17 protein-coding genes and 1 tRNA gene are annotated in these 26,115 nt (G+C 48.1%); 6 read left to right on the top strand and 12 right to left on the bottom strand.

Translation table 11 applies throughout. From position 1 onward, the window contains the following. Position 1: 1 nt before the first annotated feature. From J3369_RS17770 to J3369_RS17760, 3 genes are all read left to right on the top strand, one after another. Entirely contained in the window at positions 2–676 is a 675-nt protein-coding gene (locus tag J3369_RS17770; protein ID WP_349589457.1) for a 3'-5' exonuclease, read from the top strand. Between the two features lie 88 nt (positions 677–764). After that, positions 765–851 (top strand) — tRNA-Leu (locus J3369_RS17765). Between the two features lie 338 nt (positions 852–1,189). Then, a complete protein-coding gene (locus J3369_RS17760) occupies positions 1,190–3,259 on the top strand; it encodes an EAL domain-containing protein (RefSeq protein WP_349589454.1) in 2,070 nt (689 codons plus the stop codon). Positions 3,260–3,279: 20 nt separating this feature from the next. On the opposite strand, the gene J3369_RS17755 is transcribed toward J3369_RS17760, so the two are convergent. From J3369_RS17755 to J3369_RS17740, 4 genes are all read right to left on the bottom strand, one after another. Beyond that, positions 3,280–3,627: an Hpt domain-containing protein gene (locus J3369_RS17755; protein ID WP_349589451.1), complete on the bottom strand. Its 348-nt coding sequence runs from the start codon at positions 3,625–3,627 to the stop codon at positions 3,280–3,282. Then, positions 3,624–4,577 (bottom strand): GGDEF domain-containing response regulator, encoded by a 954-nt coding sequence (locus J3369_RS17750; RefSeq protein ID WP_349589448.1) that lies wholly within the window; start codon positions 4,575–4,577, stop codon positions 3,624–3,626. Before J3369_RS17750 ends, J3369_RS17755 begins: the two co-directional genes overlap by 4 nt. A gap of 97 nt (positions 4,578–4,674) precedes the next feature. Continuing rightward, positions 4,675–5,331, bottom strand: coding sequence for a glutaredoxin 2 (grxB, locus tag J3369_RS17745; RefSeq protein WP_303574916.1), 657 nt, complete (start codon positions 5,329–5,331; stop codon positions 4,675–4,677). Positions 5,332–5,583: 252 nt separating this feature from the next. Further along, positions 5,584–6,354 carry a ParA family protein gene (locus J3369_RS17740; protein ID WP_349589444.1) on the bottom strand — a complete coding sequence of 257 codons (771 nt, stop codon included), beginning with the start codon at positions 6,352–6,354 and terminating at the stop codon, positions 5,584–5,586. Between the two features lie 212 nt (positions 6,355–6,566). On the opposite strand from J3369_RS17740, the gene J3369_RS17735 reads away from it, so the two are divergent. After that, a complete protein-coding gene (locus J3369_RS17735) occupies positions 6,567–7,727 on the top strand; it encodes a tetratricopeptide repeat protein (protein ID WP_349589441.1) in 1,161 nt (386 codons plus the stop codon). On the opposite strand, the gene J3369_RS17730 is transcribed toward J3369_RS17735, so the two are convergent. From J3369_RS17730 to J3369_RS17710, 5 genes are all read right to left on the bottom strand, one after another. Next, entirely contained in the window at positions 7,724–8,563 is an 840-nt protein-coding gene (locus tag J3369_RS17730) for an isopenicillin N synthase family dioxygenase (protein ID WP_303574913.1), read from the bottom strand. The two genes, J3369_RS17735 and J3369_RS17730, sit on opposite strands and share 4 nt — an antisense overlap. A gap of 194 nt (positions 8,564–8,757) precedes the next feature. After that, positions 8,758–9,969, bottom strand: a complete 1,212-nt coding sequence (locus J3369_RS17725) for a NupC/NupG family nucleoside CNT transporter (RefSeq protein WP_119502592.1) — start codon at positions 9,967–9,969, stop codon at positions 8,758–8,760. A gap of 15 nt (positions 9,970–9,984) precedes the next feature. Next, positions 9,985–10,608: a uridine kinase gene (udk, locus tag J3369_RS17720; protein WP_119502591.1), complete on the bottom strand. Its 624-nt coding sequence runs from the start codon at positions 10,606–10,608 to the stop codon at positions 9,985–9,987. A gap of 177 nt (positions 10,609–10,785) precedes the next feature. Beyond that, positions 10,786–11,751 (bottom strand): hypothetical protein, encoded by a 966-nt coding sequence (locus J3369_RS17715; RefSeq protein WP_303574912.1) that lies wholly within the window; start codon positions 11,749–11,751, stop codon positions 10,786–10,788. Beyond that, positions 11,735–12,469, bottom strand: a complete 735-nt coding sequence (locus J3369_RS17710) for a PhnD/SsuA/transferrin family substrate-binding protein (protein WP_349589436.1) — start codon at positions 12,467–12,469, stop codon at positions 11,735–11,737. The genes J3369_RS17715 and J3369_RS17710 overlap by 17 nt, the downstream gene beginning before the upstream one ends. A 975-nt stretch (positions 12,470–13,444) precedes the next feature. Between J3369_RS17710 and J3369_RS17705 the strand changes: the two genes are divergently transcribed. Together J3369_RS17705 and J3369_RS17700 are read left to right on the top strand one after the other, a co-directional pair. Further along, positions 13,445–16,573 (top strand): TonB-dependent receptor, encoded by a 3,129-nt coding sequence (locus tag J3369_RS17705; RefSeq protein WP_349589433.1) that lies wholly within the window; start codon positions 13,445–13,447, stop codon positions 16,571–16,573. A 563-nt stretch (positions 16,574–17,136) separates the two neighbouring features. Next, positions 17,137–20,190: a TonB-dependent receptor gene (locus J3369_RS17700; protein WP_349589430.1), complete on the top strand. Its 3,054-nt coding sequence runs from the start codon at positions 17,137–17,139 to the stop codon at positions 20,188–20,190. A 103-nt stretch (positions 20,191–20,293) separates the two neighbouring features. Here J3369_RS17700 and J3369_RS17695 read toward each other — a convergent pair whose 3' ends face one another. From J3369_RS17695 to J3369_RS17685, 3 genes are read right to left on the bottom strand one after another with little or no spacing between them, the layout of a single operon-like run. Beyond that, complete coding sequence (locus J3369_RS17695) at positions 20,294–21,775, bottom strand: efflux transporter outer membrane subunit (protein WP_349589428.1); 1,482 nt, start codon at positions 21,773–21,775, stop codon at positions 20,294–20,296. A 3-nt stretch (positions 21,776–21,778) separates the two neighbouring features. Then, complete coding sequence (locus J3369_RS17690; RefSeq protein ID WP_349589425.1) at positions 21,779–24,925, bottom strand: efflux RND transporter permease subunit; 3,147 nt, start codon at positions 24,923–24,925, stop codon at positions 21,779–21,781. Next, positions 24,925–26,097 carry an efflux RND transporter periplasmic adaptor subunit gene (locus J3369_RS17685; RefSeq protein WP_349589423.1) on the bottom strand — a complete coding sequence of 391 codons (1,173 nt, stop codon included), beginning with the start codon at positions 26,095–26,097 and terminating at the stop codon, positions 24,925–24,927. The genes J3369_RS17690 and J3369_RS17685 overlap by 1 nt, the downstream gene beginning before the upstream one ends. Positions 26,098–26,115 lie beyond the last annotated feature (18 nt).

The following is a 26,115-nucleotide window of genomic DNA, read 5'->3' as shown; positions in this document are numbered from 1 at the left end:
CATGCTGAGTATGTTAAAGCGCTGGTTGGCAGGAGCCCCGCCACTGCCGGAAGGCTGGGCGGAGAAGTCGCTGGCAACACTGCCGTTGCTGGCCGTTGATCTGGAACTGACATCACTGGATGTCCGTGAAGCGCAAATTACCTCTGCCGGCTGGGTAGAAGGACGGGGAAGTCACATAGATATCAGCCGTTGCTTTTATTCAGTTGTCAGAACCCGTGCGGATCTTGCCCAAAGCCCGGTCATCCACGGTCTTACCGGTGCCGACATAGCGCAGGGGGCGCATATTAAAGAGGTACTGGAGCAACTGGTCGGTTATGCCGGAACGCATCTGTGGGTATGTCACAACGCTAATCTGGATTTAAGCGTGTTACAGGCGGCATTGTCGGCTCAGCAAATATCCTGTCCGCCGGTGGTGGTACTGGATACGTTAAAGCTGGCAGTCTATCAACTTAAAAAGCACCACGAAGTACTGCCGCCAAACAGTGCAACGTTAGCGGTTTGCCGGCAGCGCCTGGGGTTACCTGCAGCACCAGCTCACAATGCGCTGGATGATGCCATGGCAACCTTGCAACTCTGGTTTGCGCAAAATCAGGTGCTGAATGGCGGGAAAGTAGTCAATGTTGGCGATTTACTGCACACTCAGGCCATTTCTTGCAAAAAAATGGAAAAAACCTGAATTTGTTGATTGACAAAGACACCGAACATCCGTAAATTGCGCATCCACAATGAGACGGGGCAAACGCCCGATACACAAAGTCTCTTATGCCCAGGTGGTGAAATTGGTAGACACGCTAGCTTCAGGTGCTAGTGCTCTAACGGGCGTGGCGGTTCAAGTCCGCCCCTGGGCACCATTCTTTTATACTCTTCTGTAGTAAACTTCAAAGCAGTACAATCTATATTCTCAGCAAACCGCTGATAATCCGCAAAATATTCATTATTTCTCTGTTTTAGTTATTCTTTTGGCTGTTTCAGCGCAAATTGCTTATAAATTTATTATTTTGATCCTTTTGCTCTGTTAGCGGAAACGCTTGATTCCCCGCCGTATTATTAAACGAAAGTTTAGTTTTTCGTCATGTTGGTCATAACAGCTTATCGAAAACTATACTTTATAAAACTGTCATATCGGTAAAATTATTGACATTAACCAATGGGTTATTGGATTTATAAATAGTTAACAAATTTGCCGGTAATGGTCAGCAGAACTCCTTCTTCACTACATTCAGCACTCTTTTCACTGCATCTGTATAAGTATGCCTTTTCCGGCCTTGCTTTTATCAGTCTGATGCTGGTGACGTTCAGCTATTCGCCGTTTAATCTGGTGATTGAAGATGTGCTTGCAAATGGAAGCGTGGTAGATGTCGCCGGCTACCGGGAAGAAAGTCAATTTGAAAAAACGAAATCAGGTTATGTTCTCGACTGTTCTGTGTCTGAGCCAAGGTTATTTGAATTATGCGGTTTAAAATTCAAATACACCGGTGCAGATAACACGTTATCACTGCCTTCATATGCGAATCTGGATGAAGTTGAAGTCGATGCATTCATTGAGTCAGATAACCCGGGGGCACAGCACCGAGCCGGTGTGACATTTATTTCTCTGAGGGATGACGTTGAGTACGACGAAAACGATCTCAGTACCAAGCGCTTTCAGTCCGTTTATTTTTTACCTGATGACGGTGTACAGCTCATTAACCGTGAGCGCATCGTGGTGGATGCCTGGTGGGAAAAGCTTTATCAGGTTCCCTACGATATCGCGGCCAGTGATTTGTCTGCGGTGGCCAGTATTCTGGTGTCGGTTGAAACGTTGAATAAACTGGATCCCGGTCGCTATAAACTGTATCTCAATAGTTTGTTGCTGAAACACCACATTATTACACCTGCATCGGTGAATCTTTTCCTCGCATTAATATGGCCTGCGGTAATGCTGGTTTTTCTGTGTCACTTTGTCGTCGTCAAGCGGGTAGAGATGCAAAAGCTCCAACTGCTCGCAGACAGAGACCCCGACTCGGGATTTATTAACCTGAATGGTCTTAAGCGACTGTATCCGGGTAAGCTGAATAGTCCGCTGACCATAGTGAATATCAGGGTGAGAAATTACCTTGCCCTTCAACGGGAATTTTCTAAGGAAACGGTCACATCATTGATTAAAGCCACATTTGGCCCATTCACTCAGGACAAACACCGTGAAGCGTTTCTGGTCCGGAAGCAGGATGAGAATATCCTGCTGGTACTGAAAGATTTCAACGAGGCTTTTTTCGGGAATTTAATCTCGGCTTCCCAGAAAGGGGTGAATATTCCTTCACTGGGGCATTTAAGACTGGATGTAAAGCTGGGGATTGCCCGTGGTGAAAGAGGGATGACCGTTGATGAACTACTCGCTCAGACGACCATTGCCATCGACGCGATCATGGACAATGAGCCGGGCTATAAAATTTATCAGCCTGAGCTCAAGAAGGAATATCGTCAGGCGAGATTTGTTGAGCAGGAGCTGCGGATCGCACTGGCGAACAAAGCCTTTCATCTTGTATTTATGCCTGTTTACGACAGTGAGGAAAACCGGATTGCCGGTGCAGAAGTGTTGTTGCGAACGTCCCATTTGCCCCTTAAGAGCTTTTCTCCCGAAGTTTATATCAGAGTGGCAGAGAAGGCTGGTCTCATTCGTGAAATAGACTTCTGGGTGCTTGAGCAGGCTATTCTGGCATTGCAGAAGATCCAGCAGCCGGATTTTGTCTTATCGGTAAACATTTCTTCAAAAGAGCTGATGGATACCCGGTTTACGGAAGAACTCAGCAGGCTGATTGAGCAGTATCACGTCAGGCCGGGCAGTCTGTGTCTGGAAGTCACAGAAACCTTCTTTATTGATGTAAACACTATTTGTTTTGAGTCTATTCAGGCCATCCGCAATCTTGGTGTTAAGTTATCGCTGGATGACTTCGGTACTGGTCATGCTTCTCTTCAACATTTGCTGAATATGCCGGTTAATGAAATTAAAATCGACCGCAGTTTTGTGTGGACGCTGGAGAGTGAGAAAAGTGCAGTGATTGTGGATGCTATCGTGTCGATTGCCCGTATATGTCAGTATGACGTGGTCGCAGAAGGGGTGGAGACCGCAGAACAACTGGATAAACTTATTGCATTGGGTTGCCGTTATTTCCAGGGTTACCTGATTGCAAAACCGGACTCACTGGATGCACTGTTGCGCTTTTGTCATGAAGTACGGCATAGCCCTGCGATGATTCAGAAAATAAGGGCTACCGGTTAGCGGTATCCTGATGCCGGAATTCAGTCGGCGGGGTTACCGGGAGCCGTTATGTTCAGTATGCGCCGGATTTCCGCAATCACATCTTCAATTTGATCTGCAGTGACATGCTCCGGCGCTGTTTTCAGGGTCTGATCAACTTGCTGCAGGGTGTAGAACAGTCTGGTGGCACCCACTTCTCCGGCAGATCCTTTCAGTGAATGCAGTGCTAGGTGCTGATCTGCTATCTGGTCTTGCGGCAATGCTTCCAGCATGGTCAGCATCTCCCCGGCCTGCTCAGTAAACATGACCAGCACTTTGTTATACAGGCTGTGATTATTTGCCAGCCGCGATAATGCGGTTTCTTTATCTAATACCGGAAAGTCATTCATCCTGCACCTACCCGTGATTCTCCGTCCGGACCGACAAACGCATAGGAGTTACGGCCGTTTTCTTTTGCCAGATATAAACACTTATCGGCCGCAAGCATGGTTTCATCAATCATGTCTGCAGAATTCGGGTGATAAGTTGCAGCACCGGCACTGACGGTTAAAAAACCGGAAGGAGACCTGACGTGAACTATACGCTCAGTACTCACTGTCTGAAGTATGCGCTCACATACTGTTTGCGCGCCTTCTTCATGGGTGCCCGGCAGGATAATCAGAAATTCCTCACCACCAACCCGTATTAATCTGTCCATCGGTCTTAGCAGTGAGCTTTTTAAGGCTTTGGCGATTTTCCACAAGCAGGTGTCACCTTCAATGTGACCATACTTGTCGTTGTACTGCTTGAATAAATCGATATCGAAAATCGCAATCGAGAGCGGTGTGCCTGTGCGGTCGGCCTCTCTGACAATATCCGGCAACCTTTCTTCAAGATAATGCCTGTTAAAGCAACTTGTTAACCTGTCGGTATAAATAAGCTGCTCAAGCAGGTCAGTTTTTAGTTTATGGGCCAGGTGAGACTTTACGCGATTAATCAGAGTGGTGGCATTAACCGGCTTTTGCACAAAATCCACGCCACCTGCATTCCAGCACTTTTCCTGCTCCTCATCTGACACTGAAGCAGTAACGAAGACGACGGGAATATGCTGGGTTTTGGGGTTGTTAGCCAGGTGGCGGCACGCTTCGTGGCCATCCATATCTGGCATAAACACATCCATAAGGATTAAATCAGGAAGGGTTCTGCTGCAAAACTCCATGGCTTCTTCTGCACTGGCAACAGAATCACAACGGGCCACGTCCTCCAGCAACGTCGACATGACCAGACGACTTGACGCCTGATCATCAACGATAAGAACATGACAATCTGCCAGTGTGCGGGAAGTCGACCGGATTACCACCTGATTACTCCTTTAGTTGTACTCATTCGACCACTATAAATGCCACATTAACGGCAAGCCAAATTTAAGTACAACTTTTTTATTTCCTATGAACGGATTATTTAGCTAAATCCGTGTACAACTTTATATCTGTTAAGTCTGCCACTGCAGCAACATATTGAGCCAGTTCATCGGGCATCGCCAAATCTTTTACCATTGTCAGGTTTCTTAAAACCGGGAAAACAAAGATATCATTCCATCCCAACTGGTTCATTTGCTGAGCCGGCAAAGGGGGCGCGGGCATATCTGCCAGTGCCACTTCAACTGCCTTTTTATACTGCTCTGTATTATCGAAAGCCTCTTCAAATGACATACCGAGGGATTTCTCTTTCTTGTTCCTGAAATACTCGCGGGCTTCTTCTGTTGCAAACTCCGGCTGCTCAATCATGACATTACGGGGAAACAGCAGCGCGTTTATTTCAAACGAAACGGATTCCGTGTGTTTGGTATATTTTTCCGGTTCTGTCTTCGGTAACAACTTTTTCCCCGCAGGAGCCATTTCAATCAGCTTTTCGACAATATCCAGGCTTTCACCCATGGCCGTGCCGTCGTCAAATTCCAGAATAGGAACCATTTTTGCGCCGATAAGTTTGTGACAGGTCGCTTCATCATCGTTAAGCAAATACGACTTTTTATGCTCTATACCCAGATAGTTAGCGGTCATGTCTGCGCGGACACAGTAGGGGCAGTGCAGGTACTGATGTAGTGTAGGCATTGTTACTCCGTAATCCGGTAGTTAATTGTAGACTATATTGAGAATGATACTTCTTTAAGTTTGATTTTTCTGTCAATACACGGCAAACAAGCGGCTATTCGACGTGATACCGTATATTAATTAATACTACTACCGGTATTTACGGGCAGCACAGAAAAAAGTTCGCCGTCCCGGGAGGGCTGACGATAAGCAGGAACAGATCGCGTCGTCAGCCTTAAAAAGAAGAAAAGCGACGGGCAGGGGGCAACCCGGTCAGCGTTGTCCTTCCAGTTCCTGCCACAATGCAGCCAGTTGTTGACTGACTTTATGTGAAGGCGCGAGGTACGGAAGCGGAATACGTTTAGAATGGGACTCTTTCACTTTTACTGTACTGTTAATTTTGCTGTCCAGCACAGGTAAGGATTTCTCTTTGAGTGAAGCAATCAGTTCCCCCGGTAACTTTGCCTGCGGGTTAAACTGATTAATGATGATGCCCTCCAGCTCCAGTTCCGGATTATGATCGGTACGCAATTCCAGAACGTTGTCGAGCAGACGGTCGATGGCCTGAACAGAGAAGTCATCGCAGTCAAAAGGGATAATGAAGCTGTCTGCAGCAATTAATGCAGCCTTGGAATAGAAGTTGAAATTGGGCGGCGTATCAATGTACACGCGGTCAAAATCTTCCTCCAGCGTTGCCAGTGTTTCCTTCAGCTTAAACATCTTATAACGGGTTTCCAGTTCCCGCTCCAGCTCGGTAAGGCTGGGATGGGCGGGTAAAACAGACAAGTTTTCAAATGCTGTTGGTCTGACAAAAGCCGATGGCGGCTGAGGTTTGGAAAACCAGCCAACAACCTGTTTAAACATATCTGCAACAGTGAGGCTGTCATCGTTTATATCCACCCCGCAGTAATACGTACTGTTTCCCTGGGCATCTAAATCGACCAGCAGCGTTCTGAGCCCGTTTCTGGCACTTTCCGCGGCTAAATTAGCACTGATAGTCGACTTTCCCACGCCCCCTTTCTGATTGAACACGACACGTTTCATTAGATCTCCGGTGAGATTTCGACGGTAAGGTTAAAATATGTCCGATTTTGGTCACTGTTGTAAAGGGATCTGCGCTTCACATTGAAAATAATCAGGGTTACCGGTGAGATTTCCTGCTCTGCGATGAATGGTTGAATATACAGTGTGAATTAAATGTAAAGTAATTGTTATAGGTTATACTTAAGTCACGCCAATTGAGCAGGGGTGACGATATGAAGCAGATTCGACTTTTAACCGGTATGCTGTTTGTTGTCCTCATGTCCGGCTGTACATCATTACCGGAATCCTTTACCGCCAGCGAATTGCCCCTCAACGATGACGTCTTCACTCAGTACCATGAGTATACGCCGGAATCCGCAGACGAAATCTTTAAGCTTGATGCTGCTGCCAGAGAATTTGTCGATAATTCACAGTCACCTTTATCCGGCGACGGAGACAATCTTAAGAATTTGATCCGACAAATCTTCGATGGCGGAGAACTGGGGATCCGCTATATCACCAATGCGAACACTATCGCTTCTGAGACATTTGCGAACCGTGCCGCGAATTGCCTGTCGCTGACCATCATGGCGAAAGCCATGGCGGATTATGCCGGGTTTAATGCAGTATTCTACGAAGTGGATATTCCCGAGTACTGGACCCGCCGCAGCGGAGTAAATTTACTCAATGGTCATATTAATTTACGGGTATCCGTTGCGGACACGCTGAGAAAGAACCAGATTTCATCGCATTTCATCGATGTGGACTTTGATCCGCAGACCATCCGCTCCCACTTTCCCCGTAATTCTATCAGCAAAGAGAAAATCACAGCTATGTTTTATAACAACAAAGGTGCTGATGCGTTGCTCAACAAGGACGACATAAAAGCCTATGCGTATTTACGTGCAGCTGCTTTGCTTTATCCTGAGTTCGGTTCCACATGGGTGAACCTCGGGGTGTTGTACCGGCGCCACGGATTAGTGGACAGCGCCCGTGAAAGCTATGAGCTGGCACTGAAGCTCGACAGTGAAAATTTAACCGCCTGGGAAAACCTGGCGTTACTGCATGAACTCGAAGGTCGTACAGCGCAAGCCAGAGACATTGCCAGGAGTGTGCGTAATAAACGGGAAAGTAACCCTTTCTATCACTTCATACTGGGTGAAGAGGCGCTGGATTTCGGTGATGCGGAACAGGCGCTTATCCATTACAACCGGGCCCGCAGGCTGGATAACAGCCGCCATGAAATTTTCTTCGGAATGGGGAAGGCGCACTACGAGCTGGGCAATATAGACCGCGCCGCTGACTTCATGAAGCTGGCGGCTAAGCATGCGCAAAACCGCCAGGATGAATATCGTTATATGAGTAAGCTGTCTGACTTACAAAGCGCCCGTTAAATTACGCCAAGCTCTCTGAGACGTTCCTGCAAATAGGAGTGTGCAGTATGTCTTTCTGACAACACCACATCCGGGCGCGGGTGTAGGAACAGGGGTAATGAAATTCGTGACTTAGTCATGTCCGTTCCGGCAGGATTAATCACCCTGTGAGTGGTTGACGGGAAATAATGCCCTGATGCTTCCTGCAACATGTCGCCAATGTTGACGATAAGGTTACCAAAGTCACAAGGTACATCAATCCAGCTGCCATCTTTACCTTTAACCTGTAAACCCGGCTCGTTCGCGGCGGGCAAAATGGTGATAAGGTTAATGTCTTCATGGGCTGCCGCACGGATAGCATCCGGTTCTTCATCACCCTGGAACGGCGGATAGTGCAGAACCCGTAGCAGGGTCTGATCACTGTCTTTGATCATATTCGACAAAGGCTGACTGTACAGCTTACTGACTTCGGCCGGCGAATGCTTCTCAATCCAGCCCAGTAACTCTTCTGCCAGCGTGTTAGCTTTTGCGTAGTATTCCGCCAGTTGAGGACGCAACGCTTGCGGGCACTGACCCCAGGGATAGAAGTGGAAGTACTCTTTAATATCTTTTTTGGTAAATCCTTTTGCCACTTCAGATACGCTTTGCGGGAAGAATCCGTCCTGAGTCCCTTTGTTGTAGACGTAGTTATTTTTTTCTTCGCTGTCGAAGAAAGTTTGCCAGGACTGATAAATGCCGGACACCATTGCCTGGCTGATTGGGTGATTTTTCAGTACACCAAATCCTGTCTCACGGAGGGATTCTACGAATGCTTCCTGTGCACCGGGAGCCTGATAGTCAACAGCTTCTAATTGCATAACGATACCTTAATTAAATGACCGGAGAATTATAGGGAATCCTGCGTCTTCGTAAAAGTAACGGCCTTTGATATACGTCAATTACCGTTAGGTTAAGTGGTCAGTTTTCGTTACAAAGCTGACCATTTAGTCTGGTTTGTCTGGTTAAAAAAGTGAGCCGCGCTCACTTTTTTACGGTGCCGGGTGTATCCGGCTCAGCCAAGCGAGAGATAAAAGCCGGCAAGTGATGCACTCATCAGGTTCGACAGTGTTGCGGCGAAAACCGCTTTCAGACCCAGTTGTGCAATTTCTTTACGGCGTGTTGGTGCCATTGCACCGATGCCTCCCATGAGAATAGCAATAGAGGAGAAATTCGCGAATCCGCACAGGGCAAAGGTAATGATTGCCTGAGACACTTCGGATAATTCACTCTGATGCTTAAGGAAGTCGAGGTATGCCACGAATTCGTTCACCACAAACTTCTGACCGATGAAACTGCCTGCCAGACGGGCTTCTTCCCAGGGAACACCGATGATCCAGGCCAGCGGCTGTAATAAGTAGCCTAAAATGCCCTGGAAGGTCACATCTTCATAGCCAAACAATGTGCCTGTCCAGCCGATAAGACCATTCAGCATGGCGATAAGTGCCACGAATGCCAGCAACATAGCACCAACGTTCAGGGCCAGTTGCAAGCCTGATGCTGCGCCGCTGGCAGCTGCGTCGAACACGTTAGCATAGCCGGTTTCAGACGCATCGATTTCTTCCAGTCCGTCCTTCGCTTTCTCAGTTTCCGGTAACATGATTTTCGCCATCAACAGGCCGCCGGGAGCTGCCATGAAGCTGGCCGCCAACAAATATTTTAGCTCTACACCCATGCCGGCGTAACCCGCCATGACCGAGCCGGCAATAGACGCCAGGCCGCCGACCATAACAGCGAATAATTCAGATTTTGTCATGTGGGGAATAAACGGGCGTACTACCAGAGGGGCTTCGGTCTGGCCGACAAAAATGTTGGCAGCGGCGGACATGGACTCAGGACGACTGGTACCCAGTACTTTTTGTAAGAAGCCGCCAATGAGTTTGATGACCCAGCTCATCACACCGAGGTAATACAGGACGGCAATTAATGATGAGAAGAAAATGATGACCGGCAGTACGTTGAAGGCGAAAATGAAGCCGAGGGATTTATCACCGACCACGCCAAAAACAAAATTGATACCTTCCTGACTGTAGCCGATGATGTTGCCCACGAAGTCAGTCATACTGAGCAGTAATTGAATGCCCGGCTCAAAATAAAGAATAAAAGCGCCGATCAATGCCTGAATCGCGAATGCTCCGCCCACTGTGCGCCAGTTAATATTCCGGCGTGCAGAGGACAATAAGAATGCAATTCCGGGCAATAGCAGTATGCCCAGTAAACTCACCATAATGACGTTCCTTTGTTATTGTAATGCCTGTTGTATATGTGACTTGATCACATCCAGGGCGATTTGGTTTTTGCCACCTTGTGTAACGACGACATCTGCTGTGAACCTGCTTGGTTCGATAAACTGATGGTACATCGGTTTAACTGTTGATTCGTATTGTTTGGCAATGGATTCAAGGGTACGGCCACGCTCTTTAACATCACGCATCATGCGGCGCATAAGGCAAATGTCGAGAGGTGTGTCGATGAAGATTTTTACATCGTAATGAGGTAGTAGCTCTGGTCTTGCCAGCAGCATAATACCTTCAAGAATGATTACCGGAGCCGGGTTCAGACGCTCTGTTTCCGGTAAACGTGTATGGGTTTTAAAGCAATAGTGCGGGTAATCAATGGGTTCGCCATTGCGCAATGCCTGCAGGTGCGCCTTAAGCAATTCGTGTTCGAATGCATTAGGGTGATCGTAGTTGTTCTTCTCCCGCGCTTCCATTGGCAGGTGGTCCTGCGCACGGTAGTAGTGGTCTTCCCGTAATATTTGTACAGGGCGACCTTGCGCACTGAAGGCATTTAACAGATTTTTAGTAAAAAGTGATTTCCCGGAGCCCGAAGCTCCGGATATAGCGATAATTAATGGCGACTGCATAACTCTGGACGGCTGATATTCCTCCTGCAAAGATACGCATTTGGCCCTCGCGAATCAACGTATAATTCACGAACAGTCAAAAAGTGGTTCAGTCTTTGCAGACCGGACACAACTGGCTGAGCTAATACTTGCCGTACCGGATACGGCGTTTTCTCTGGGCTGGTGGAGCAATCAGGCTTATTTTCCGAGTATAACAATGTCCTCATCAGTAATCGGGGGAAGTGCGTAAGAATGCTGTTTGGATCTGGAGCCTTCACCCTGTGCTCTGGGCGGATAATATTTTTCCTTTTCCACCGGGAAAGGCTCAAAGGTTTCATCCAGCGCCGCACGGATCTCACTTAAGGTTTTATCCAGATTGGCATTAAAGTCCGGTCTTTTACGTTTGGTATGGCCCAGTTCGATCAGGCGCAGGAAAACCCGGTTAGCAATGGTTATGAGTTCCTGGGGCACATCTTTATTTTGCGGCAAGGTCGCATCAGGATTTTCAATGCAATATCTGACCAGCGCTGCGTAAAAGCAGAACGGTTTGTTTTGCATCAGGATAGCCCGGCCGTCCGCGCCGTTGCCGATACATTTCGTGTTAAGGTCGATAACCAGTCTAGGTTGGGGCGGTGGCGGTGCTTCTTCTTTCGCAGACTTACGCTTACTTCTGGCCCGCGGTTTGTAGCCAATTAACACCGGGGCAGCAATCAAAGCCGCCAGAATGGCCAGCGGATGGACTTGCACCGAAAAGTATAGCGGGGTAAGACTCAAACCAATGTCGATATTTTGCTCTGCGGTGGATAACGTGAATGTGGCGGTTTCAACCGTTTCTTCCACCGGCTCTGCAGTGGCAGTAACGTGCTGGATTTCACTGATTGTAAGAGGGTAAGACTGCTCCGCCAGAGTTGCATTAATGCGGCGCATATAATGGCGGACCGCGGCATCATTCACCGGTGTTTTCAGCGTTTCGTTGCCCACATCCAGATAGGCGAGATCAAGACTTATCCGTCGTTCAACATTATCAATAGCCTGGTGACGATCAAGCCAGGCACCGGCAAACTGACCCGCGAAAATACAGCTTTGAAACAGAGCAAACAGTCCGAGCGCGGCTGCTGCTGTTCGTCCCCACTGAGAGGCTGTCATTTCACTGAGCGTTTGCATTTACACAAGGCTCCTTCAGTTCTACCTGCTGATAGTATTTTTTATTTTGTGCGGCAGAAATGGCCTGAATTACGTTTTGCACGGCGCATTTTAAATCTGTGTTGCGGGTCTGCATTTTCAGGTACCAGCGCATGCCTTTTACGCTGTTTTCCAGCGGTGTGATATAAGTGCGCGACAGGATCTCGCCGTCATTTTTATCCCAGTAGGATGAAATAATATCGACGTCACCGGAAAGCAGGGCTCTGCGCATCTCTTTATGAGAGCTGTAATAATGCAGCTCTACATTATTCGGATTCAAATCTAGAGTTTTCAGTACCTTCTTAGGCACAATATGGCCTGAGCGGCTGCTCGGATAATCCAGTATGCCAATACGCTTACCCAGCAAATACTCTTTAGACAGCACCGGCTTTTCCTTTAAAGCGATAAAGTAGGCTGCATAGTCCTGGTGGGAGGCAACTTCTTCATAGCCATAAATTTCACTGGCACCAAAGGCACTGACAACATTGTTCTTTACGAGGGCGAGGTCACTCACGCCGTGGTTAATGTAGCGGTAGGTATCGTAGTCATTTTGTCCCACCGTAATTCTCACATTACCAAACTGACGTTTAATCACCGGGTTCTGACAGAAAGCTTTAAGCGCACTTTCTGAAAAGGTTTGCTCTGTCAGATAGATGTCGAAATCGTCTGCATTTGACGAAAAACGGTCCTCGCAGCTCAAAACCTGACCAGTTTGCGGCGCAATTAAGGGCAGATTTCTAAATTTTTGAAAAAAACCTGTGGCAAGGCAGCATGCAGCAATAAGCACGACGATGATGACCCTGTATTGTTTCAAAAATGAAAAACTGACCACTTGAATAAGTTTACGTAGGTTTATTTGTTGGCGCAATTTCACCAGTTAAGCTTATTTAATGCAATAGGTAAGTTTATTTTAATCGTGTAAATATTTGTAATTAAATAACTTTAAATCAATGAAGCTGAATTCAAATAAGCGGTGTTTATCTGAAAAAAATCTGCGTTGAATAGTCGGGCTGGCGATAAGCTGCACGTTCTGAAGTTTTTGCGTAAATTTTCCGGACCATTTGTTCCGGATAATAATAAAAAAATCAGCATGGTCAGTGTGTTAGACGTTCCTTCGTTTACATTGCTGTCATAAAGCTGACATAAAACTCGCGAAGAATTGCAGCCGTTTCCAGTTAATGCCGGTAGCGCCATTTTCTCTGTTTTGATGTTGCTACCGTTTGTCGATTATGACCAGGGGAAAAGCCAAATCTCCAAAGTGCATGGCTTTTCCCCGGTCAGAATCACAAAAACATACCTGTAAGAAGAATAAGAAGGCAGGTTGTTGCAGCCACAGTGGTCAAATTTGCGGTCACCTGGCGTCAGAAAACTTACCAGCCAACAAGCAATTGTTGGCTGGTTCCTTTCCGTTGTATCAGAGGGAAGTGGCGGTTTATCTGTGAAAAATAAGACTGGATAGTATTTCTTTAGAGTGAATGTTTCTTCCGGGTTAAGTCGCCGGATAGTTCACTCTGAATCGTGATGTGCGTGAAGTTGAAAACCTAAGTGTCATGAACTGTCATATTTCTGAGGTCATGGCCAGTCAGCATCACGGGAAAGTAGTTATCTTGATCCGTTGGACAAAAATAAAAACCCAACGTTCAGAGAGTTTTTAAAAAACGATAGGGAAACACACATGTTCACTAAAAGTAAGTTCAATCGCATTGCGATGGCTGTTGCGCTTTCAGTAGGCGTAGCATCTGCTGCAGTTGCAGCCGAAGGCCAGTCTTCTGCGATGCGTGGTGTAATTTCGGGTCCTCAGGGTAATCCTGCATCGGGCAGTGTTATTACTATTCTTCACCAGCCTTCCGGTACGGTAAAGGAAGTGACTGTAAACGCTGACGGTCAGTTTTCTGCCCGTGGTCTGCGTGTTGGCGGTCCTTACACAATTATTATCGAGTCTGATAAGTTTCAAAGTGCCGTTATTGAAGATGTCTATCTGGACATCAACGATGCGTTCGTTCTTGACCAGGCTCTGGAAGCCCAGGGCGACGTAGAACGTATCACTGTTACCGGTGCACGTGATTTCTTCGCTAATAAAGGTTCAAGCTCAGTGTTCGGTCAGGAACAACTGAACAAAATGCCTACCTTTAACCGTGATATCAAAGACGTACTGCGTGCTAACCCGCTGGCAGTCGTAGACGGTGACGAACTGTCAGTAGCCGGTTCAAACCCTAAGTACAACGGACTGACAATCGATGGTGTGGGCGTAAACGATACTTTTGGTCTGCAAGGCAATGGTTACCCGACTAACCGTCCGCCAATTTCTCTGGATGCGGTATCTCAGGTTTCTATCGATTACTCTCCGTTCAGTGCCCGTGCCGGTAAATTCGGTGGCGGTAACATCAGCGTAGTCACTAAGTCAGGTACTAATGAATTCCACGGTACAGCCTTCATTGAGAATGTTCCATGGACTGGTGATGCGAAAGACAATCGCCTGAATCCGGGCAACGAAATTGAAGTGAGCAACGACGAAGAGTCATACGGCTTTACTGTTGGTGGTCCGATCCTGAAAGACAAATTGTTCTTCTTTGGTGCCTATGAGCATTGGGAAGAAGATGTAGCCTTCGATTATAACCTCAGCAATCTTGAAGGTTCTGGTCATGATGTGACTAATGCCGAAGTGGATCAGGTTGTTAGCATTCTGCAAAATACCTATGGTCTGACTGATTCAATCGGTGGTGCACCAGCGCCAAACGAAGATGAAAAAATCCTGATCAAACTGGACTGGAACATCAACAGCGACCATCGTGCTGATTTCACCTACAGCGATCAGGACACCTCTGAACTCAATGGTTATACCCAATATTCAGACACAGTAAGTCTGTTATCTAATCAATGGACTATGGCACAGACCAACCGCTTCTACACCGGTCACCTGTATTCAGACTGGTCTGCGGATTTCCAGACTGAAGCCTCTTTGTCTTACAAAGAATACAAGCAAGCTTCTAATACCAACTCCAACTGGGGTGAAATTAACATTCAGACCGAAGGCGGTACTGTAGTTGCCGGTCAGGACGAAAACCGTCAGGCCAACGAACTGGCTAACGAAGTCTGGAACTTCGGTCTGCACGCTACCTATCTGGCTGGCGACGTAGAGTACAAGTTCGGTGTTGAAATTGAAGATACCTGGAACTACAACCTGTACGGTCGTGACTCTGCCGGTACCTGGTCCTTCGACAGTATTGAAGACTTTGAGAACAAAGCGCCTTCTTATGTTGAATACTCCAATGCCTACACCAACAACGTGCAGGATATTGCCTACGACGTAAGCAGCACTCAGTACTCATTGTACGGTGATGCGACCTTCGAACTGTTTGACGACTTTGAAGTGACTGCCGGTCTGCGTTATGAATATCTGACAATTGACGATACGCCACAGGAAAACGCTAACTTCGTAAATACTTACGGCTTCTCTAACACAGAGAACATGGACGGCTTCAACATCTTCCTGCCGCGTGTAAGCTTTAACTACGACGTCACAGAAAACCTGACAATTCGTGGTGGTATTGGGCGCTTTACCGGTGGTATGCCTCTGGTTTGGGTATCCAATGCTTACACCAACGATGGTGTAACTAAAGACGGCGCGACATCTTCTTCCATCGATGCATCAGAAGTTGATTTCACTACTGTACCAGCATCTCTGCAGGCTGAGCTTGCGCAAGGCGCTGGTAGCACTAACCAGATCGATCCTGATTTCGAGCTGCCTTCAGACTGGCGTTATAACATCGCCGCTGATTACACCTTTGATATTCCGGGTGTAGGCGAAGACTTCGCGTGGACTACTGAGTTTACCTATACTGATAAGCAAAACGCAGCATACTGGGTTGACCTGTCCCGCGTAGACAACGGCAGACGTACTGCTGATGGCGGTCGTATTATCTGGGACAGCGTGTATGACGGTACTGAGTACGAAGGTAACTATGATCTGCAGCTGACTAACTCAGACGATGGCGGTCGTAATATTCTGCTGACTACCATGCTGAACAAATCATGGGATAACGGTATCAAGTGGAGCGCAGCTTACACTTACACTGATATCACTGAAGCAAACCCGGGTACCAGCTCTACCGCTGAGTCAAACTACCAGTACGAAGTGGGTGTTAACCGTAACGTTCCGATGGTTGGAACTGCTTACTACGAGATCAAGCATCGTCTGGTTATGACTTTAGGTTACGATCACGAGTTCTTCAGTGGTTACAACACTAACGTAACCATGTTCTTTGAACGTCGTTCAGGTCGTCCTTTCTCCTGGACTCTGGGCGCGTACAACGATGTTGGTCTGGGTGATCAGTACACCTTCGCTGGTTCAGACACCTATCTGCCTTATGTACCAACTGGTGCAGATGATACGGCGGTAGATTGGGCGAACAGTACTCTGACGTACGAAGAAGTGATGGAATATGCTGAAGCTGCCGGTATTGCCGGTGCGGCGGGTGGTTACCCTGATAAGTATACTTCTACTCAGCCTTGGGTAACGACAATGGACCTGTCTATTTCTCAGGAAATCCCGGGCTTTGTTGAAGGTCATAAAGGTAAGTTTTACCTGAACATCGACAACTTTGCTAACCTGCTGAACGATGAGTGGGGTCAAACATATGACCTGTCATATCCGCAGAACCTGCTGTATGACTACGACATCAACGAAAATGGTCAGTACGTTTACGATGAAGCGTTTGGCGGTACTAACCTGAGCAACTTCGACTCGTTTGATTCTATTGAGTCAACCTGGCGAATCAAGGTAGGCGTGAAGTACATCTTCTGATAAGAGATGACTAACGGATTATAAAAATAATAACCTGACGACAGTCCATTCAGAGCCAGCTTTCTTCCGGATAGCTGGCTTTTTTCTTTTTAGTTTTTTACCACCGCAATATAACACTTCGATCCAAATTCTTTCCTGTAATAAATCTGACACAAAATATTGCTTCACTAGGACCGTTTTATGTCAGTAAACCGTAAATTTCTGCTGGATAGCACAAATAATGTCCAGTAATATTAAACGGGGTCGGCGCATGAAATGCCAAAATTTTCCGGCAAACTGGCAACGTACTTTATTATTTGTACGGAACCGGTTGGAAAGAACCATAGATTTGCGTCGAAAACGACAGAAAAAGCATTTTAGTAAAAAAGGACTTTAATCGTTGTCTTGGCAGTTTCAGACCAGTTGGTCTGATTGGCCTATACGCTGTACAGGAACCAACACGGCAAGCTGTTTTTGTCATAAAAGTGTCATCCTGTGTGGTACTCAGGTCTTAACCGCTCAGCACGATATGCCTGCAGGCATCCTGAATGCGGATAAATTAAAATACTCAAGGGAAAACACACATGAACACACCCGTCAAACTCACGCGCATTGCGCTTGCAGTGGCATTGTCTGTTGGTCTTACCGCAGCAGCCGTTGCACAAGAGACGTCGTCATCCATTAAAGGTAGCATTGTTGGTCCTATGGGGAACCCTGCACCTGACACGGTTATCACCCTGAAGCACATCCCAACAGGTGCTGTGAAAACCATTTCTACCAACTCTGCAGGTCAGTTCTCACTGAGTGGTCTGCGTGTTGGTGGTCCATATGAAATTACTGTGGATTCTGACACGTTTAATGACACCAAAGTCTCTGACATCTACCTGACTCTGGGTGAACCACTTAACTTTAATTACCAGCTGGAAGAATCCAGTAACATTGAAGTTATTCAAATTACAGCTTCTCAGCTGGGTGCTGCTGCATTCGGTAAAATGGGACCGTCAGCCAGCTTCGATCTTGAGTCGATGAAAAGTGCGCCGGCTATTAACCGTAACATCACGGATATCATTCGTATTGACCCGCGGGTTTACGTTGACGAAACCCGTGGTGACTCGAACCCTGTTCAGTGTGTGGGTAAATCTAACCGCTTCAACAGCCTGACTGTTGACGGCGTAAAAATGAATGACTCCTTTGGTTTAGGCTCAAACGGTTATCCGACTATCCGTATGCCTTTCTCTTATGACGCATTAAGTCAGGTTACCGTAGAAATTGCACCTTTTGATGTAATCTACTCTGGCTTTACAGGTTGTAATATCAACGCCGTTACGAAGACCGGTACCAACGAAATCCACGGTGGTGCTTTCTATGATTACGGTTCTGATTCTCTGCAAGGTGACTCACTGGAAGGTGATTCTATTGCTTCTCCAAGCTACAGCGATAAGCGTTACGGCTTTAATGTAGGCTTCCCGCTGCTTAAAGATACTGTGTTCGGTTTCGTTTCATATGAAAAGTATGAAGGTTCAAGCATCTTTACCCGTGGCGCAATTGGTTCCGGTGCCATTAATGAAGTTGGCCTGCGTCAGGAAGATCTGGATGAAATCGTCCGTATTTCTAACGAGCTGTACCAGTATGACCCGGGCCCGGTGCCTACCAGCATTCCTGAAGAAGATGAAAAGCTGCTTGTTCGTCTTGACTGGAACATCAATGATGCACACCGTTTAAGCTATACCTACAACTATAACGACGGTAACTTCTTTGCTGAGTCCGATGGTGATCTGGATGAATTTGAACTGCAAAACCACCTGTACGAAGTAGGGACTGAATTACAATCTCACGTCCTGTCACTGTACTCTGACTGGAACGACAAATTCTCTACCGAAATCCGTTACTCTTACCTTGATGTTGATAACCGTCAGAACTCTCTGGAAAACCAGACCGGTGCTGTTGGTGGTATGAACTTCGGTGAAATGCAGATTTACGTTGAGAACCCGGATACCGGTGAAGACGTTGTTGTGTATATCGGTGGTGACGACAGCCGTCAGGCTAACGATTTGAACTACGATGTGACGGGTCTTATTCTTCGTGGTTATTACGCTCTGGATAATGGTCATGACCTTACATTCGGTTACGAGCGCGAAGCCCTCGATGTATTTAACGTGTTCGTTCAGCACACTGAAACAGAAATGCGTTTCTACGGCGGTATTGAAGCATTTGAAGCGGGTTTACCGGGTGCGATTTACTACAACAACGCACCATCCGGCGATCCTAACGATGCAGCAGCGGTTTGGAGCTATGAAATTAACGCACTGTATCTGGAAGATGAGTTTGCCTTTAACGATGACCTGACTCTGACAGTCGGTTTACGTTATGACTGGTACACCACAGATTCAGCGCCGGAAGAAAATGCAGAATTCGTAGAAAGCTACGGTTTCTCTAACAGCGAAACGCTGGATGGCGAAGGTCTGCTGCAGCCACGTATCGGCTTTAACTATTACCTGAACGACAGCACTGAACTGCGTGGTGGTTTGGGTCTGTTCTCAGGTGGTAACCCTAACGTTTGGTTATCTAACAACTTCTCAAACAACAACGTATTGCAGTTTGGTGCCCGTGGCCGGGACTACGGTTACACAGACGGCTCACGCTCACTGTTTGACGCAGACGTGGTGTATCTTGGCGTAGAAGACGGTGTACCAGCCGGTCCCGGTTACGGTATCCCATCTGAAATGTACAATGCCGTTGCTGCAGGTACCGGAGCGAATAACGAAATTAACTATCTTGACCCTGATTTCGAAATTCCGTCAGAGCTTAAAATGGCACTGGGCGTGACTCACCAGACTGAAGACAACTATATCCTTCAGGCCGACCTGTTAGTGTCCCGCACACAAAACCAGGCAATTGTTTTGCGTGGTGATCTGGACGAGGTTGGTACTACAGATGATGGTTATGCCATTTATGAAAGTAACCGTCTCGCTTCTTTTGTACTGACTAACTCTGATGTTGAGTCTACTTCTTACACGGTATCTTTCGGTGTAATGAAGCAGTACGAAAACGGCATCAACCTGGCCGGTGGTTATGCGTATAACCATGCTGAAGACGTTCAGCCTATGACCAGCTCTGTGGCGTTCTCTAACTATCAGTACCGTGCATTTACCTCGCCGAATGAGCAGGTTTCTTCGCTGTCTGACTACAACATTGAACACCGTTTCACGCTGAATGTGAGCTATGACATCGAACTGATTGACGGTTACCCCACAACTCTGGGTGCTTTCGGTCTTATCCAGTCTGGTAAGCCTTTCAGCTATACGTTGTCTCGCGGAGACTCAAATGCAACGTTCGGTTCTGTGTATCTTGACAGTAACAACGTGCTGCCAGTTGGCGGAGAGCGTAACGGTGAAGACGGTTCATGGTGGAACAAGATTGACCTGCGTCTAACTCAGCAACTGCCTGGTTTCACAGATGGTCACAGTGCCAGTGCATTTATCGTATTTGATAACTTCACTAACTTCCTGAACGACGACTGGGGTGTCGCTGAGCGTGTGCTTTTCAACACTGTTGAAGTCGGTGCCTCAGAACCTGAAGCCCGTATGGGTGATGCGTCTCTGTGGGAAGTACGTGTAGGTGTTAACTACAACTTCTAATCTGACGACAGAAAGCTCAGCTTCTTAACTCAGAAACAAAGCATATAAACCGCCGTTTTTTACGGCGGTTTTTTTATACGTGTTAAACAACCAGCCTCAGTAGTTACTCACTGGCAGTTTCTGCGCTGCCATCATCAACGTTTCCTAAACCACCACCCATCACCCGGTAAAGGGTAATGCGGTTGCTTAAATCAATTTGCTGCGTAGAAATCAGCGACTGCTGAGCACTGTAAAGAGTTCGTTGTGAGGTGAGGGCATCCTGAAAACTGTTCACGCCATTTTCATAGCGGGCCAGTGACAGGCGGTAACTGTCTGATGCGACATCGACTAAATCCTGCTGCGCGCCAAGCTGACGGGCAATGGTGCCCCGTCTTGCCAGTGCATCTGCCACGTCAGAAAATGCGGTTTGGATGCTGTATTCATAAGCGGCAACCATTTTGTCCCGATTTGCCTTCGCGTAATCAAGTTGAGCATCGTTGGCGCCACCAGTGAATATAGGCACCGACACTGAAGGTATAAGACTCCAGATTGTGGACGCGCCACCGCTAAAAATGTCTGCCAGCACATTACTGGCCAGCCCGCCGGTTGCGGTTAGCGTGACAGACGGGAAGTAGTTTGCTCTGGCGGCACCGATATCTGCATTGGCTGATTTAAGGTTATGCTCAGCGGCAAGTATATCCGGTCTGTTGAGTAAAATGTCGGACGTCAGCCCTGCCGGGATCACGCTAATGAAATCATCGTTCTCCGGCAGACCATCAGGTAACCATTGCTTATCTACGCCACTGCCTGCGAGCAGCATAAGGGCATTAATGTCCTGCGCGACCTGCGTGGTGTAGCTGGCAATATCTGCCATTGCGGTGTGGTAGGTGGTTTGCGCATCCAGCACATCCACTTTTGAGTCGACGCCCAGCTCATTACGGCGGCGGGTGATCTCCATGGCTTTCTGCGCGTTTTCTGCGGTTTCTTCTGCCAACTTCAGCAAGCTCTGATCCGACGCCAGCGTTAGCCATGCATTGGCGGTTTCGGCTATCAGCGTGATCTTCGCCGCTCTGGCGGTCTCCACAGAATAAAGCCAGCTTTGCTTATCGGCTTCTGTTGCGCTCTGGTTTTTGCCGAACAGATCAATTTCGTATCCGCTTAAGCCAGCATCCGCTTCATAACTGGTACTTACCGAACCGTCTGACGATTTCGCCCGCGTACCGGTTAAACTCGCATTCACAGTAGGAAACAATTCAGCCCGCTGAATGCGATAGTTGGCTCTTGCTGCCTCTACATCTGCAAGGGTTTGTCGCAAATCGCGGTTGTTATCCAGTGCCGTCTGAATCACTTTCTGCATTCTGTCGTCAGTAATGAACGACTGCCAGGGAAGCTGCAAAATGGCGTTATCTTCTGGGGTATTTTCATCCTGAATCGTACTTTGTTCAGTATTCGTTGTATCAGTGTAAGCCTCGCCTGTCGGCCACTCAGAGGGCACCGGTGATGCAGGGCGCTCATAGTCCGGCGCCAGAGTTGCACACCCGCTCAGCGACAGGGCGACCACGACGGCGCACAGAGATAACTTGCTAAAATGACGTGTAGGTTGCATTGATTACTCCTTATCCGCAGCAGTGTCATAAACAGGTTTTCTTGCTGGAAACGCGGTTCTTACCAGTACGAAAAACATGGGAATGAAGAATATGGCCAGCAAGGTCGCGGTAAGCGTGCCGCCCAAAATGCCTGTTCCGATGGAAATCCGGCTGTTTGCTCCCGCACCCGATGCGATAACTAGTGGGAAAATACCAAAGATAAAGGTGAGCGACGTCATGATGATCGGGCGCAGTCGTTGAGCTGCTGCGTGAATAGCGGCATCCACGGCGCTTTGCCCTTTTTCATAAGCGGCTTCGGCAAACTCAACAATCAGGATGGCGTTTTTAGCGGATAACCCGATGGTGGTCAGCAGCGCAACCTGAAAGTAAACATCGTTTTCAAGGCCACGGAAAGTGGCAGCCAGAGCTGCACCAATTAATCCCAGTGGAATAACCAGCATTACCGAGAATGGAATAGACCAGCTTTCGTAAAGTGCTGCCAGTGCCAGAAAGACTACCAGAATAGAAATGGCGTACAGGTAAACAGATTGCCCGCCGGACAGATTTTCCTGATAGGACAATCCGGACCAGGCATAGGTCACCTTGCCGTTGCCCACTTCATCAGCAAGGCGTTCCATTTCAGCCATCGCTTCGCCGGAACTGACGCCCGACGCTGCGCTGCCCTGAATTTCGTAGGAAGCCAGACCGTTAAAGCGGCTCAATGTTTGTGGCATCTGCGACCAGGAGAAACTGGAAAAAGCACTGAACGGGGTCATAGTGGTATTGCCGTCACTGTCAGTACCGCGCACGTGCCACTGGCGTAAATCTTCAGGTTTGGCGCTATAGTTACTGTCGCCCTCAATGTAGACTTTTTTCACCCGGCCACGGTCCAGGAAATCGTTAACATAGGAACCGGCCCAGGCTGTAGACAAGGTGTCGGCCACATCTGACAAACTTAACCCCATGGCAACGGCTTTTTCGTTATCAATATCGATATCCAGTTGCGGGGTTTCACTTAGCGTACCTTCACGCACTCCGCTCAGCAGCGGATTGGTACGGGCTTGTTGTAAAATAGCATTCTTTATTTCTGTCAGTTCGTCACGGGTCGTGCCCGCCGCTGCCTGTAACTCGAAGGTAAAGCCGTTACTTTGCCCTAAACCCTGAATCACCGGTGGGAGCATAGCAATAACACTGCCGTCGCGGAGCTCGCTCATCTTCATCATCAGGCGGCCAGCAATGTCTGATGCCGATTCACCGTCGCCGGTTCTTTCGTCCCAGTCTTTCAGTGATAAGAAGCCCATACCTGCGTTCTGGCCGCTGCCGGAAAAGCTGAAGCCGGAAACCGTAAAGAAGTGATCAACCAGATCAGACTCTTCTTCCTGAATATAAGTCTGAATTTCATCGGCAATGGCGGTGGTACGGGTAATCGATGCGCCGGCAGGTAAGTTAAACATCACCATCACATCACCCTGATCTTCCTCCGGCAGAAAGCTGGAGGGGAGTTTCACCATCAGCAAGCCCATCACCGCAATAATTACCACATAACCGGCCAGCCAGAATTTAGGTCGCTTAATCGCCGATACTGCACGCAGGTTGTATTTGTCGGCAAACTTATCGAACATGCGGTTAAACCAGCCGAAAAAGCCACCGGTCTGACGGCTTGCGCCAGTATCTTTAAGCAGTGATGCACACAACATGGGGGTCAGCGTTAGCGCCACAAACACCGATAACAGCATGGAGGAAATCACGGTTACCGAAAACTGGCGGTAGATAACGCCGGTTGAACCACTGAAAAAAGCCATAGGCAGGAATACGGCGCAGATCACAATGGAGGTACCGATAAGGGCAGAGGTGATCTCTTTCATTGATTTGATAGTGGCATCCCGGGGCGACATCTTTTCCTCTGACATCAACCGTTCCACGTTTTCAATTACTACGATGGAGTCATCTACCAGTAGGCCGATGGACAGCACCAGGCCAAACATAGTCAGGGTATTAATGGAGTAGCCCATTGCGGCCATGATGCCGAATGTACCCAAAAGCACCACGGGCACGGAAATGGTAGGAATAATCGTGGCCCGCCAGTTTTGCAGGAACAGCCACATGATCAATACCACCAGAACAATGGCGATGATCAGGGTTTCCACGACTTCCAGAATTGATAACTTGATAAACGGGGTAGCGTCTTTCGGAAACGCCATTTTGTAGTTGTCCGGGAAATTCTTTTCCATATCACTCAATACCGCTTTAACCCGTTCTGATGTATCTAGTGCATTGGCACCGGGAGCCAGCATAATGGCAATACCGGATGCAGGATGACCATCGAGACGGGGAACAGCCGTGTACGATTCACTGCCCATTTCAACACGGGCAACCTGAGATAATCGTACATCGGTGCCTTGACGATCTGACTTCACTATGATGTTTTTAAAATCGGAAACACTCTGCAGCATCGACTGAGCCGTTACGGTAGCATTCAGCTCCTGCGTATCCGGCGAAGGCATGTCACCGATTTTACCGGCGGGCACCTGCACGTTCTGAGCGCTCAGCGCAGAGGTAATATCTGAAGGCATCAGTTCATATGCCGCCAGCTTTGCCGGGTCGAGCCAGATGCGCATGGCATACTGGGAACCGAACACGTTGATGTCACCCACACCTTCAGTACGGGCAATGGTGTCCTGCATGTTTGAGGCGATGTAATCAGAAATATCAAATTCTGAGTCCGCGTTGGTTTCATCGTAAACGGCGGCAATAAGCAGCATGTCGCTTTGCGATTTGGTTACCGTCACGCCTTCAGACTGCACGGCAGAGGGTAGGCGGGAGTTCACCTGTTGCACTTTATTTTGCACCTGTACCTGGGCGTAATCGGCATCAGTTCCCTGCTCGAATGTGAGTGAGATACTGGCGCTACCTGCAGATGAGCTGGAGGATGAAAAATACAATAGTCCATCCAGGCCCGTGAGCTGCTGTTCCAGTACCTGCGTGACGCTGTTCTCCACGGTTTGGGCGTCGGCACCGGAGTAGTTGGCACTGATGCTCACAGTAGGTGGTGCAATGTCAGGATATTGGGCAATGGGTAAAGAGAGTATGGAAGCGGTTCCCGCCAGCATAATAATAATGGCGACAACCCGGGAGAATACGGGCTTATCTATGAAGAATCGGGCGAACATTACTCATTTCCTCCCTGATTTTTCGCTTTCGGCGTTGCCACTCTGCCATCTTCGTTCAGCGTGACTTCGGTAACGGTAATGTCTGCACCGTCTTGCAAACCGTCGATGCCTTCCACTATCACTTTCTCACCGGCCTTGATGCCGGATTCAGTCAGCCACTTATTCCCGGTGGCTTCCTGCAATGTCAGCGGCCTTTTCACTGCTTTATTCCCGGAAGCTACCCACGCAAAAGCATTGCCTTTATTGTCAAACTGCACGGCTTGCTGGGGTACAAGAATCGCGTTTTCGTCTACCGCTATGGTGACTTTGGTGCGGATAAACATGCCGGGCATCAGAATGCCGTCCGGATTGGGAAACGTCGCCCGTAAGGTAATAGAGCCGGTGGCTTCATCAACAGCCACTTCATGCATAGTGAAAGAGCCGGTTTCATCATATTCAGTATTGTTTTCCAGCATGGCGATAACATCACCCGGGCCGGATGTTACGCCCTCACGCTGCATCATCGCACGGCGTTCAAGCACGCCTTCGCTGGTTTCTGTCATATCAATATAAATCGGGTCGAGCTTGCGAATGGTGGTTAATGCAGTGTCCTGCCCCTGAGTAAGCAACGCACCTTCGGTCACATTAGAAATACCGGTACGGCCACTGATGGGGGCAGTAATGCGGGTAAAAGCAAGATTCACATTAGCAGAGTCGAGTGCTGCCTGCGCTTTAGCCAGTGAGGCCTGCGCAACCAGATGGTCTGCATGGGCGTTATCGGCATCCTGTTGGGAAATACCTTCTATCTTTAACAGGTTCTGGTAGCGCTCATCAATAAGCCGGGTTGACTCCACTGACGCTTTGGCACTCACCAAGTCTGCTTTCGCTTCGTTCACGCTGGCGCGATAGGTCGAATCGTCAATCTGATAGAGTAGTTGCCCTTTTTCTACAAAACTGCCTTCTTCAAACAAACGCTGTTCGAGCACGCCGCCCACCTGTGGCCTGACCTGAGCGGTTTGTTGTGCCACAACACGGCCTTGCAGCGTACGGGTAATCGGGAATGTTTGTGCGGCTATCGTAATTGCGCTAACGGCGGTGGCGCGGGGCGCAGAGCTTTGATTTTGTGTTGTGTCACTACAGGCTGAAAGGGAAAGCAGGCTGGTGAGAACACAGAGGGTGGTGGCGATCTTCATGGTGATTCCTTGTTTAAT

The sequence above is a fragment of the Alteromonas sp. NFXS44 genome (assembly GCF_040148705.1).
Classification (GTDB): domain Bacteria; phylum Pseudomonadota; class Gammaproteobacteria; order Enterobacterales; family Alteromonadaceae; genus Alteromonas.
Note: the sequence above shows the minus strand (reverse complement) of the source record. Positions and strands in the feature narration are given on the sequence as shown.

What these genes read in the sequence shown, in the direction of transcription:
- J3369_RS17700 (WP_349589430.1), top strand. Translation starts at nt 17,137, where the DNA reads ATGAACACACCCGTCAAACTCACGCGCATTGCGCTTGCAGTGGCATTG.
- J3369_RS17730 (WP_303574913.1), bottom strand. Translation starts at nt 8,563, where the DNA reads ATGCAATTAGAAGCTGTTGACTATCAGGCTCCCGGTGCACAGGAAGCA.
- J3369_RS17695 (WP_349589428.1), bottom strand. Translation starts at nt 21,775, where the DNA reads ATGCAACCTACACGTCATTTTAGCAAGTTATCTCTGTGCGCCGTCGTG.
- J3369_RS17690 (WP_349589425.1), bottom strand. Translation starts at nt 24,925, where the DNA reads ATGTTCGCCCGATTCTTCATAGATAAGCCCGTATTCTCCCGGGTTGTC.
- J3369_RS17725 (WP_119502592.1), bottom strand. Translation starts at nt 9,969, where the DNA reads ATGGTGAGTTTACTGGGCATACTGCTATTGCCCGGAATTGCATTCTTA.
- J3369_RS17705 (WP_349589433.1), top strand. Translation starts at nt 13,445, where the DNA reads ATGTTCACTAAAAGTAAGTTCAATCGCATTGCGATGGCTGTTGCGCTT.
- J3369_RS17715 (WP_303574912.1), bottom strand. Translation starts at nt 11,751, where the DNA reads ATGCAAACGCTCAGTGAAATGACAGCCTCTCAGTGGGGACGAACAGCA.
- J3369_RS17740 (WP_349589444.1), bottom strand. Translation starts at nt 6,354, where the DNA reads ATGAAACGTGTCGTGTTCAATCAGAAAGGGGGCGTGGGAAAGTCGACT.
- udk (WP_119502591.1), bottom strand. Translation starts at nt 10,608, where the DNA reads ATGCAGTCGCCATTAATTATCGCTATATCCGGAGCTTCGGGCTCCGGG.
- J3369_RS17755 (WP_349589451.1), bottom strand. Translation starts at nt 3,627, where the DNA reads ATGAATGACTTTCCGGTATTAGATAAAGAAACCGCATTATCGCGGCTG.
- J3369_RS17685 (WP_349589423.1), bottom strand. Translation starts at nt 26,097, where the DNA reads ATGAAGATCGCCACCACCCTCTGTGTTCTCACCAGCCTGCTTTCCCTT.
- grxB (WP_303574916.1), bottom strand. Translation starts at nt 5,331, where the DNA reads ATGCCTACACTACATCAGTACCTGCACTGCCCCTACTGTGTCCGCGCA.
- J3369_RS17770 (WP_349589457.1), top strand. Translation starts at nt 2, where the DNA reads ATGCTGAGTATGTTAAAGCGCTGGTTGGCAGGAGCCCCGCCACTGCCG.
- J3369_RS17735 (WP_349589441.1), top strand. Translation starts at nt 6,567, where the DNA reads ATGAAGCAGATTCGACTTTTAACCGGTATGCTGTTTGTTGTCCTCATG.
- J3369_RS17760 (WP_349589454.1), top strand. Translation starts at nt 1,190, where the DNA reads ATGGTCAGCAGAACTCCTTCTTCACTACATTCAGCACTCTTTTCACTG.